Origin of the sequence: Bradyrhizobium sp. C9 (assembly GCF_002532045.1) — a bacterium.
In the GTDB taxonomy this organism is placed as follows: Bacteria; Pseudomonadota; Alphaproteobacteria; order Rhizobiales; family Xanthobacteraceae; genus Bradyrhizobium.
Genome location: NZ_NWTG01000021.1, coordinates 66710 through 77329, shown reverse-complemented (window position 1 = coordinate 77329; position 10620 = coordinate 66710). Strand labels below are relative to the sequence as shown.

The 10620-nt window shown below is 63.9% G+C and carries 10 protein-coding genes; 7 read left to right on the top strand and 3 right to left on the bottom strand.

Features of this window, described 5'->3' with window-relative positions; genetic code table 11:
* Positions 1–29 precede the first annotated feature (29 nt).
* Positions 30–1631, top strand: coding sequence for an MFS transporter (locus tag CO675_RS30615; protein ID WP_097675494.1), 1602 nt, complete (start codon positions 30–32; stop codon positions 1629–1631).
* A 155-nt stretch (positions 1632–1786) separates the two neighbouring features.
* Here the strand turns inward: CO675_RS30615 and CO675_RS30610 are convergent, their stop codons facing one another.
* Both CO675_RS30610 and CO675_RS30605 read right to left on the bottom strand, forming a co-directional pair.
* Complete coding sequence (locus CO675_RS30610; RefSeq protein WP_097675493.1) at positions 1787–3127, bottom strand: LLM class flavin-dependent oxidoreductase; 1341 nt, start codon at positions 3125–3127, stop codon at positions 1787–1789.
* Positions 3128–3155: 28 nt separating this feature from the next.
* Entirely contained in the window at positions 3156–3971 is an 816-nt protein-coding gene (locus CO675_RS30605; RefSeq protein ID WP_097675492.1) for a class I SAM-dependent methyltransferase, read from the bottom strand.
* A gap of 408 nt (positions 3972–4379) precedes the next feature.
* Here CO675_RS30605 and CO675_RS41670 point away from each other — a divergent pair, with 408 nt between their 5' ends.
* The 6 genes from CO675_RS41670 to CO675_RS30575 all read left to right on the top strand — a co-directional run bounded on the left by CO675_RS41670 (position 4380) and on the right by CO675_RS30575 (position 9643).
* Positions 4380–5033 carry an FAD/NAD(P)-binding protein gene (locus tag CO675_RS41670; protein WP_245452995.1) on the top strand — a complete coding sequence of 218 codons (654 nt, stop codon included), beginning with the start codon at positions 4380–4382 and terminating at the stop codon, positions 5031–5033.
* Positions 5024–5812, top strand: a complete 789-nt coding sequence (locus CO675_RS41665; protein WP_245452994.1) for a hypothetical protein — start codon at positions 5024–5026, stop codon at positions 5810–5812. The genes CO675_RS41670 and CO675_RS41665 overlap by 10 nt, the downstream gene beginning before the upstream one ends.
* Positions 5813–5922: 110 nt before the next feature.
* Positions 5923–6852 (top strand): TauD/TfdA dioxygenase family protein, encoded by a 930-nt coding sequence (locus CO675_RS30590; protein WP_097675490.1) that lies wholly within the window; start codon positions 5923–5925, stop codon positions 6850–6852.
* A gap of 28 nt (positions 6853–6880) precedes the next feature.
* Positions 6881–7936 carry an ABC transporter substrate-binding protein gene (locus tag CO675_RS30585; protein ID WP_097675489.1) on the top strand — a complete coding sequence of 352 codons (1056 nt, stop codon included), beginning with the start codon at positions 6881–6883 and terminating at the stop codon, positions 7934–7936.
* Positions 7933–8787 (top strand): ABC transporter ATP-binding protein, encoded by an 855-nt coding sequence (locus CO675_RS30580; RefSeq protein ID WP_097675488.1) that lies wholly within the window; start codon positions 7933–7935, stop codon positions 8785–8787. The genes CO675_RS30585 and CO675_RS30580 overlap by 4 nt, the downstream gene beginning before the upstream one ends.
* Positions 8780–9643, top strand: a complete 864-nt coding sequence (locus tag CO675_RS30575) for an ABC transporter permease (RefSeq protein WP_198964800.1) — start codon at positions 8780–8782, stop codon at positions 9641–9643. The genes CO675_RS30580 and CO675_RS30575 overlap by 8 nt, the downstream gene beginning before the upstream one ends.
* On the opposite strand, the gene epsC is transcribed toward CO675_RS30575, so the two are convergent.
* On the bottom strand, positions 9640–10605 hold the full coding sequence (gene epsC, locus CO675_RS30570) for a serine O-acetyltransferase EpsC (protein WP_502693425.1): 966 nt from the start codon (positions 10603–10605) through the stop codon (positions 9640–9642). The genes CO675_RS30575 and epsC overlap by 4 nt on opposite strands.
* Positions 10606–10620 lie beyond the last annotated feature (15 nt).

Genomic DNA, 10620 nt, shown 5'->3' with positions numbered 1-10620 from the left:
CAAGACATAACAAGAGAGGTGAGGGGACGATGACGGACACGCTGCAATCTGCGAGCGCCATTCGCGCGACTTCCGCAATGACCGCTGAGGAGAAGAAGGTCGTACTGGCATCGTCCTTCGGTGCACTGCTCGAGTGGTACGATTTCTACATCTACGCGGCGCTTGCGGTTCAGCTCGGACACCTGTTCTTTCCAAAGGGCAACGAGACGGCGGCATTCCTCGCAAGCCTCGCAACGTTTGGTGCCGGTTTCCTCATTCGCCCGATCGGCGCACTGTTCTTCGGCCGCCTGGGAGACATGGTTGGGCGCAAGAAGACGTTTCTGGTGACCATCATCCTTATGGGCGTCGCCACGGTCGGCGTGGGATTGCTCCCGACCTACGATCAGATCGGGATAGCCGCGACGTACGGGCTCGTGCTTTGCCGCTTGCTGCAGGGGCTGGCGCTTGGCGGCGAGGTTGGCGGAGCCGTGACCTATGTCGCGGAGCACTCGCCGGTGCACCGGCGCGGCGCGTACACCAGTTCACTTCAGACCACGGCGACACTTGGGCTTCTGAGTTCCATCATCGTCGTCTTCGGGCTGAGGCTCATCCTATCCGATGCGCAGTTCCACGATTGGGGCTGGCGTCTGCCATTCGTGCTGTCGCTGCTGCTGCTGATCGTATCGGTCTACTTCCGGGCGAAGTTGCATGAATCGCCCACGTTCCAGCGCATGAAGGCTGCCGGCGCAACGTCCAAGGCGCCGGTCACCGAGAGCTTTACGCGCGCCGCGAACCTCAAATACGTCGTCCTGTTGTTCGTCGTTGCGGCGGGTCTCGGCGCGATCTTCGGCACGGGACACTTCTATTCGATGTTCTTTCTCAACAAGACCCTGAAAGTGCCGATGGATGACGTGCAATTGCTGATTGGGCCGGCCCTGGTGGTGGTCACGCCGCTCTACGTCTTCTTCGGCTGGTTGTCCGATCGCATCGGCCGCAAGCCTATCATGGCGATGGCCTGCCTGCTTGCGGCTGTCACCATCCAGCCGATCTTCAAAGGCCTGACCCATTATGCAAATCCGGCCCTGGAGCAGTTCCTCGAGCGTACCGACATCGTCGTCACGGCGCGCGACTGCAATTTCCGCCTGTTTGCCGAGGCCACCACGGAATGCGACAAGGTCACCGGCTTTCTGACCGATCTTGGTGTCCAATATCGATCGGAGCAGGCAGCCCCGGGCGCACCGACCACGGTCAAGATCGCGGGACAGTTGGTCGAAGGCTTCAAGCCCGAAAGCCTCAGGCAGGCGTTGGTCTCGGCGGGATGGCCGTCGTCCGCCGATCTCTCGAAGATCAACCGCCCCGCGGTGTTCGGGCTTCTGTTCGTGCTCGTGCTCTATCTGGCGATGGTGTACGGTCCGATGGCAGCCTTCATGGTCGAATTGTTTCCGGCGCGCATTCGATATACCTCCCTTTCATTTCCGTTCCATGTGGGCGCCGGCTGGGTCGGAGGCATGCTATCCTTCGTCGTTACGGCAATGAATGTCTATTCGGGCAATCCGTACTTCGGATTGTGGTATCCGGTGATCGTGTCCGGCTTCGCCTTTGTTGTCGCGATCTGCTTCGTGCCGGAGACGCGTGGTCGTCCGTTGGATTGAACCCACGGGTGCCCTGGTAGCTGAAGCCGCCATTCCGATAGGAATTGCGGCTTCAAGCATTGGGCGGACGCAGGATTGCGGCTGCGGTCGACGGCCAAACGCGTCGCGTGCGCCGATTCACTCCGATTTGCTTTCACACGGCGAACATCATGCGATCACGCGATCGCTTGAATCGAGCCGGAGAACACGCTTGGCGGCCGGTGCAGACCATAATGGTCGCGCAGTGTGGTGCCGGCGTAGTCATCGCGGAACAGGCCGCGCTTGCGCAGAATCGGGACGACCTGCTCGGCAAACACGTCGAATCCACCGGGCAGCCACGGCGGCATGACGTTGAAGCCGTCGGCGGCGCCGTTCTCGAACCAGGTCTGGATGTTGTCGGCGATCTTCTCCGGCGGCCCTGCAATCACCCAGTGACCGCGTGCGCCGGCCAGGCGCTGGACGAGCTGGCGGATCGTCGGCTGCTCGCGATCGACGATGTCGACCACCAGCTTGAAGCGGCTGGCCACGCCGCGCGCACCTGTCGTGTCGATCAGGTGGCGCGGGAACGGGCCGTCAAGGTCGAAGCCGGACAGATCGAGCCCGATCATCTGGCGTAGCTGGGTCAGCGAATATTCCGGCTGGATCAGTTCGTTGAACTCGTCCTGCAGTCGATCCGCCTCAGTTTGTGTGCTGGCGATGAAGGGACTGATGCCCGGCAGGACCTTGATCTGATCGGGACTGCGATCGAAGGCACGGGCTTGCCGCTTGATATCGGCATAGAACTCCCGGGCGCTCGCCAGGGTCTGATGCGCGGTGAAGATGGCTTCGGCAAAGCGTGCGGCAAAGGCGCGGCCGTCGTCGGACGAGCCGGCCTGCACATAGACCGGCCGTCCTTGCGGCGTCCGCGAGATATTGAGAGGGCCGCGGACGCGAAAGTGCTTTCCGGCGTGATTGATGGCGTGGATCTTGTCGGTGTCGGCGAAGACGCCCGAGACGGGATCGTTGATCAATGCGTCGTCTTCCCAGCTGTCCCACAGCCGGGTGATGACATCGAGATATTCGCGCGCCCGCTCGTAGCGTTCATGATGCGGAGGATGCTCGGGCAGGCCGAAGTTCTGCGCCGCCTGCGCGGTGCTCGTCGTCACGATGTTCCAGCCGGCCCGGCCGCCGCTGAGATGATCGAGCGAGGCGAACAGACGTGCGAGATTGTAAGGCTCGGTGTAGGTCGTCGACGCGGTCGCGATCAGGCCGATGCGACGGGTGGCGACCGCGATGGCGGCAAGCCAGGTGATCGGCTCGAAACGGAAGCGCTGCGCATAGCGGACATTGTCGGCGAGAGCCGGCCCATCGGCAAAGAAGATCGCGTCGAACTTGTGCGCCTCGGCCTTCTGCGCCAGCTCCTGGTAGTAGGTGACGTCGAGGATCCGCTCCGCCGCGGAGCCCTTGTAGCGCCAGGCCGCCTCGTGATGGCCGCCCGGATAGATAAAGAGATTGAGAGACAGCTGTCGATCGCTCATGCGCGCGGCTCGCGGAATGGTGGGGTGGTCAGTTGCGGGTAGACGGCTTGTGTGCGAACGCGAAACGCAGGTAGCGCTCCACAGGCAAGCCTTCCGGGGTTCGTTTCGTTTCGACGAGGCGGGCAAACGCGCGGCGGATCTGTTCGCGTTCGGACGGTGAGAACGCCTCGAGGAAGTTGCCGAAGGCGCTGGCTTCGGACCATCGGAGCAGCGAATTGACGTCCTCGTGCACGTCGGTCAGCGTGCGCAGTTCGCTGCGGTAGCCGGCGAAGCCGACGGCCGCGAACAGTGACCGGAGTTCTTCATCGGTCAGGCCGAGCACCGGGTTGGAATCCTGGCGATGATCGGCGAGTCCGGTCTCAGTGATGGCCCGGCGCAGCAGCACGCGGGACTGATGCGGACGGGATGGATCCTGCACGTTGAGCCCGAGGCGGCCGCCCGGCTTGAGCACACGATGGATTTCCCGCAAGGCGCCACGCTTGTCGGCAATCCAATGGAAGACGCTGTTGAGATAGACCGCATCGAATTGGCCGTCGTCGAAGCCTGAGAGGTCCTCGGCCCGGCCGGTGTGGAATCGAAGATGATCCGACTGCCGAAGTCGCGCGATCTCAATGCGGCCGGGGAGCGGGTCGATGCCGATCACCCGGCCATTCGGTCCGACCAGGCCGGCGACGAATTCGGCGAGGCGGCCGGTGCCCGTTCCGATATCGAGCACATGCTCGCCGGTCCTGATCGCCAATGGCCCGATCAGGAACTTGCCATGGCGGAACTGAACCAGCCCCGCTTCATCATAGGAGCGAGCCAGCTCGGGCGTATCGTGTTCGAGGCTAATGACACCACTCATCTGCGGCGTGTCCTATCGTCGATGATTGCAGCGCAATGTGCACGTCGGCGTGCGAGCCGTGCATTGACTCTACGTCGGTGATCGCGAGCCTGTCGATGAAATGAACTTGCATTGTTGCGTCGGAAGCCAGCATGAAGCTTGTGAGTTGATCGGCGATGATAGACGAGTGCATCCGTTGCGAAGAAATCAGCGGGTCGCTCGTGCCGTTCTTGCGCGGTAGACGCTTCAGTCATTCTGGTCTCAGCACGCTGAAACGGTGAGGAAAGCGACGATCGTCGCAAATATTTCAACGGCTGCGTCGGCCGCGAAGCGATCATTGCTCGCCGCGGAAAACAAAGCTGGTTTCGTTTCATTGACTGGCGATCGATCGCTTTTACGATTTGCAACGTCAAAGCGAGGCCGATCACCATGCCGCAATCCGACCCCGACAGTGTTGCCCGTGAGGCGTTGCTCCTGATCGGACCCGATCCGCAAAACTGGGTGCCCGATCTGGACGGGATCGATCACAATGTTGTCGTCGTCGGCGGTGGACAATCCGGCTCGGCGTTTGCGTTCGCGCTTCGGCGGGCAGGGATCGGGAAGGTCTCGGTGATCGACGCTGCGGCCGGCGGGTCTGAGTCCGGCGTGTGGCTGACGAGTGCGCGCATGCACAAGCTTCGGACGCCGAAGACCCTGCCGGGCCCGGAGCTTGGTCTGGCCGGTCTCGGGTTCCAGGCTTGGTACGAGGCGCGCTACGGTGCAGCCGCCTATGATGCGCTCGACCGCATTCTGCGGCTCGATTGGGCGGCCTATCTCGATTGGTACCGGAAGGTCACCGGTGTCGCAGTTCGTTATGCGACGCGGCTGGTTCGGATCGAGCCGGCGGGCGAGCATCTGCGGCTGCATCTCGAGCAGGACGGCCGTGTCACGGTCGAGGCCGCACGAAAATTGGTGCTTGCAACCGGCTTTGCCGGAAGTGGTGGTGCCATCCGGACGCACTGCGCGATCTGCCGAAGCAACTTCATGCGCATACCTCCGAGAGGATCGACTTCAGGTCGCTGCGGGGCCGGTCAGTGGCGGTGATTGGAAGCGCCGCGTCGGCGTTCGATGCCGCAGCGGTCGCGCTGGAAGGAGGAGCGCGCGACGTCCACCTTTATGCGCGGCGCGAGACGCTGGCCTCGCTTCCTGTGATCCGGATCCGCGGCTATCCGGGCGCCTACGACAATTACGGGGCTTTGCCGGATGCCGTGCGCTGGCAGCAGGCGATCCGCTTCCGCGGCGCAGGCTCGACCCCGCCGCCGGATGCGATCTCGCGCGCCGTCGCGTTTCCCAATTTCCATCTCCATCTCGGCGCGCCGTGGCAGGCGGTGAGGCTCGAGGGCGGGCGCCCCGTCGCGGTGACGCCGCAGGGCGAATTCGGGTTCGACTTTGCCATCGCCGGTACCGGATATGCCGTGGACCTCGGCGCGCAGACCGAGCTTCGCGACTTTGCCGATGAGATCCTGCTGTGGCGCGACCGCTTCACGCCGCGTGACCAGGACCGGGATGAGACGCTCGCGGCGTATCCCTATCTGGGGTCGGGGCATGAGTATCTGGAGCGGGAGCCCGGTCGCGCGCCGTTCCTGAAGAATATCCATGTCTTCAACCCGGCCGCCTTTGTCAGCTTCGGCCTGCCGGTCGGCGATGTCCCGAGCTTCAAGCGCGACATTCCCGCTGTCGTGGCGCGGATCAGCCGCGATCTGTTCCTGAGCGATCTGGCAGCGCATGAGGCGCGCATCAATGGACCGATCGCCGACGATTTTGCTGCCGAGCTCTATGCGCCGGCGGTCTGGCGCCCACCGGAGCACGTCGCGGCCGAGTAGAGCCCACATTATCAAGCCGGTTTGCAAGCCGGATTGTTTGTCTCCGCCGTCGTTCCCGCGACCGGCGCATGGCGGAGCCTTGTCTGGGAGATCGCGGTGAGAGCACGATCATGAGCAATACGAGTGTCATCGATAACGTCATTGCGCGCCCTGATATCGTCAAGCGTGCGGCGAGGCTTGGCGCGGAGATCAGGAACGTCCGGCTGTCGGGTGATCTGTCCGACGAGGTGATCCGCGCCATCAACCAGGTGCTGCTTGAGCACAAGGTGATCTTCTTCCGCGACCAGCAGCATCTCGACGATTTCGAGCAGGAACGCTTTGCGGTGCGGCTCGGCAGACTGGTGCCGCATCCGACGGTCGGCGCGATCAAGGGGACATCCTCGATCCTGGAGCTGGATTCGGGCCGCGGCGGCGGCCGCGCCGACCAATGGCATACCGACGTGACGTTCGTCGATGCCTATCCGAAGATCTCCGTGCTGCGCGGCGTGGTGATTCCGCCTTATGGCGGCGACACCATCTGGTCGAATACGGCCGCGGCCTATCTCGATCTGCCGGCGCCGCTGCAGCGGCTCGCCGACGAGCTTTGGGCGGTTCACAGCAACGCCTATGACTATGCCGTCAAGGCGCGCGCAAGCGAGGCCGACCGCAAGCATTTCGATGAAGTGTTCACCGGCACGATCTACGAGACCGAGCATCCGGTGGTGCGCGTTCACCCCGAGACCGGCGAGCGCACGCTGGTGCTCGGCAATTTCGTGCAGCGCTTCGTCGGTCTGCCGAAATATGACGGCCAGAAGCTGTTCGAATTGTTCCAGTCGCACATCACGGCGCCGGAGAACACCGTGCGCTGGAGCTGGAAGGCCGGCGACGTCGCGATCTGGGATAACCGGGCAACCCAGCACTATGCGGTCAACGACTATGGCGATCAGCACCGCGTGGTGCGCCGTGCCACGATCGACGGCGAAGTTCCGGTATCGATCGACGGTCGCCACAGCGTGACGCGCATCAAGGCGCCGAAGCAGCAGACCGCGAAGGCGGCATGATCGGGTCGGATCGAGGGGAGTTGCGAATATGAATGCATTGATCCGAATCCTGCGCGCCCGGCGTTTCGCCGCGCGCGCAGCCGCGCGCCTCACGCTGGCCAGTGCCGTGGCACTCGGGCTGGCGGCCCCGGCCTTTGCCGAGCCGCCGCTCGAAAAGACCGAGATTCGCTACCAGGGTTGGGCCGGCCAGGTGACGTTCACCGAGCTCGCCGAAGACCTCGGCTATCTCGCGCCGCTGAAGCTGAAATGGGTCGGCAACACCATCAGCGGTCCGCAGGACATCCAGACCGTGGTGACCGGCGACACCGATATCGGCGGTGCATTCTATGGCGCAATTCTCAAGCTGATCGCGGCGAAAGCACCGATCAAGGCCGTGGTCGGCTATTACGGCTCCGACGCCAACACTTATCAGGGCTACTTCGTCAAGGATGACAGCCCGATCAAGACGGCGCGCGACCTGATCGGCAAGAAGGTCGCGGTCAATACGCTGGGCGCCCATCTCGAATTCGTGCTCCGCGAATATCTGGCACGCAATGGCCTCAATGCGAGCGAGGCGAGGCAGGTGACGCTGGTGGCGATACCGCCGGTGACCGGTGAGCAGGCGTTGCGCCAGGGCCAGGTCGAGGTAAGTACGCTCAGCGGCGTATTGCGCGACAAGGCGCTGGAGCGGGGCGGTATCCATTCGCTGTTCAACGATACCGATCTGTTCGGCCAGTTCACCGGCGGCGCCTATGTGCTGCGGGACAAGTTCATCAGGGACAATCCCAATGCGTCGCGCAAGCTGGTCGAGGGCATCTCGCGCGCGATCCAATGGGCGCAGACCACGCCGCCGGAGGAAGTGCGGGCCCGCTTCGAACGGATCATCGCCGAACGCAAGCGCAACGAGGATGGCTCCTCGATCAAGTACTGGAAGAGCACTGGTGTCGCGAGCAAAGGCGGCGTGATTTCAGACGCCGAGATCCAGGTGTGGATCGATTGGCTCGTGAAGGATGGGCTGTTCAAGCCCGGCCAGATCAAGGCCTCCGACACATACACCAATGAGTTCAACTATTTCCGTCCGGGCAAGACGGCGGAGGCGCGATGACGAGCCCGGTCAAGATCCGTTTCGAGCAGGTCCGCAAGGAATTCGTCACGCGCGGCGAGGGCGGTCGTCCGGCGGGCCGCTTCACTGCACTGGAAGACATCACGCTTGATGTTCGCTCGGGCGAATTCCTCGCTCTGGTCGGGCCGAGCGGCTGCGGCAAATCCACCTTGCTTGACCTCCTGGGCGGACTGACCACGCCGAGCAGCGGCCGCATCCTGCTCGATGGCCGGCCGATCATCGGGCCGGGACGCGACCGCGGCATCGTATTCCAGCAATATGCGTTGTTTCCCTGGCGTACCGCCGCCCAGAATGTCGAGTTCGGGCTCGACATCGCCGGATTGAAACCCAGGGAGCGTCAGGAGATTGCCCGGCATTTCCTCGATCTGGTCGGCCTGTCCGGCTTTGCCGACCGTTATCCGCATGAGCTTTCCGGAGGCATGAAGCAACGCGTCGCGATCGCGCGAAGCCTCGCCTATGACCCGGAGGTTCTGCTGATGGATGAGCCGTTCGCCGCGCTCGATGCACAGACGCGTGAGACGCTGCAGGGCGAGCTGCTGCGGATCTGGCGCGCCACCGGCAAGACCATCGTCTTCATCACCCACGGTATCGACGAGGCCGTCGTGCTCGGTCAGCGCGTCGCCGTGATGACATCGCGCCCGGGCCGGATCAAGCAGGTCATCGAGATCCCCGCCGTGCTGCGCAGCGAGGCCGAGGACGTGCGCTCGCTGCCGGCGTTCGGCCACGTCAGGCATGAGATCTGGAGCCTGCTGCGCGAGGAAGTGCAGAAGGCCCAGCAGGGACAGTTGGCGGGCGGCGCGGGCCGCGAGGTGGAGGAGACTGCGCATGTCTAGTCTGGAGATGTTGACCCTGCTGGAGCTGGGCTATGGCCGGCGCGAAACCGCAGACGGCCGGGCATCGGCGGCGGCCCGGATTCGCGCTGCGCTTCGCCGACTGGCCACCGCGGGTCGCCGTTCCCTGCTCCTGATCGCCCTGTTGACCGCCTGGGAGGCGGTGCCGCGGCTCGGGCTGATCGATGCGGTGTTCCTGCCGCCATTCTCGGAGGTGATCGCGGCCGGCTGGCAGCTTGCGCAAACCGGCGAACTCTACGACGACGTCTCGGCCAGCCTGCTCCGCGCCCTGAGCGGATTTCTGATCTCGGTCATCCTGATTGTCCCGCTCGGGCTCGTCGTCGGCTGGTACACCCGGCTCGGCGATCTCCTGAACCAGTTCATCGAGATCTGCCGTAACACGGCGCCGCTGGCGCTGCTGCCCGTGTTCATTCTGCTGCTCGGGATCGGCGAATTGTCCAAGGTCACGATGGTGATCTATAGCTGCGCCTGGCCACTGCTGCTGAACACCATTGCCGCCGTGAAGCAGGTCGATCCGCTGTTGATCAAGTCGGCGCGGACCATGGGCGCGACGCCGCAGCAGCTGTTCCGCAAGGTAATCCTGCCGGCCGCGCTGCCGACCATCTTCGTCGGCATTCGCCTCGCCAGCGCATCGGCCATGCTGGTGCTGGTGGCGTCCGAAATGGTCGGCGCCAAGGCCGGCCTTGGCTATCTGATCATCAACAGCCAGTACAGCTTCCTGATCCCGCAGATGTATTTCGGCATTCTCGGAATCACGGTGATCGGCCTGGCCTTCAATGCCGTTCTCGAGGCGATCGAACGGCACTTCATGCGCTGGAAGGCGCCGGTGGCTGGTTAGGAGGAGGCGCTACCGCCGCCCGGCGTGTTGCGCGCGGTGGCCTGGGTCACCACGCTGTTCGGCGGGACGTCCCGGGTCAGCCAGACATTGCCGCCGACGGTCGAGCCGCGGCCGATCGTGATGCGGCCCAGGATGGTCGCGCCGGCATAGATGACCACGTCGTCCGCGACGATCGGATGACGGGCGTCGCCTTTGATCAGGCTGCCCTCGTCGTCGGTCGGGAAATGCCGCGCGCCGAGCGTGACGGCCTGGTAGATGCGGACATTGTCGCCGATGATCGCGGTTTCCCCGATCACGACGCCGGTGCCGTGATCGATGAAGAAGCCCGAGCCGATGCTGGCGCCGGGATGAATATCGATTCCGGTCCTGGCATGCGCGATCTCCGCCATCAGGCGTGCCACCAGCCGCGCCCCGAGCCGGTACAGGAGATGGGCAAGGCGATGGTGGATGATCGCGGTCATGCCGGGATAGCCGATCAGGATCTCCGGAAAGTTTCGCGCCGCCGGATCGCCGACGAATGCCGCGCGCAGATCGTTGACGAGTAGCCCGCGCACTTGCGGCAATTGCACGGCGAACGCGCGCGTCAGTTCGACGGCGTCATGGCGCTGGAAACCCGGTTCAAGCTCGTCACCGACGAACAATGCCGCGCGGTGGATTTGCGCGTGGAGCGAATCCAGCGCGATGCTCAAGGTATTGCCGACAAAATAATCGATGTTCTCGCTGTCGAGATCAGATTGGCCGTAGTGCCGCGGGAACAGCGCCTCGGTGAGGCCGTCGAGAATCGCTTCGAGCGCATCGCGCGATGGGGCGCGCCGGGAATCGCCGTCCCGCCGAATGCTGTGGGTGTCTTCCCTGGAGACGCGCAGCTCGGCGACGATCCGGTCGAGCTGCCAGCGGCCCGGCGGGCTGCCGGCAACGCCGGCCGATGATGCTGGCGACTGTGGCGGCATTTCGCGCTTCATGGCGTGCCTCTCCTT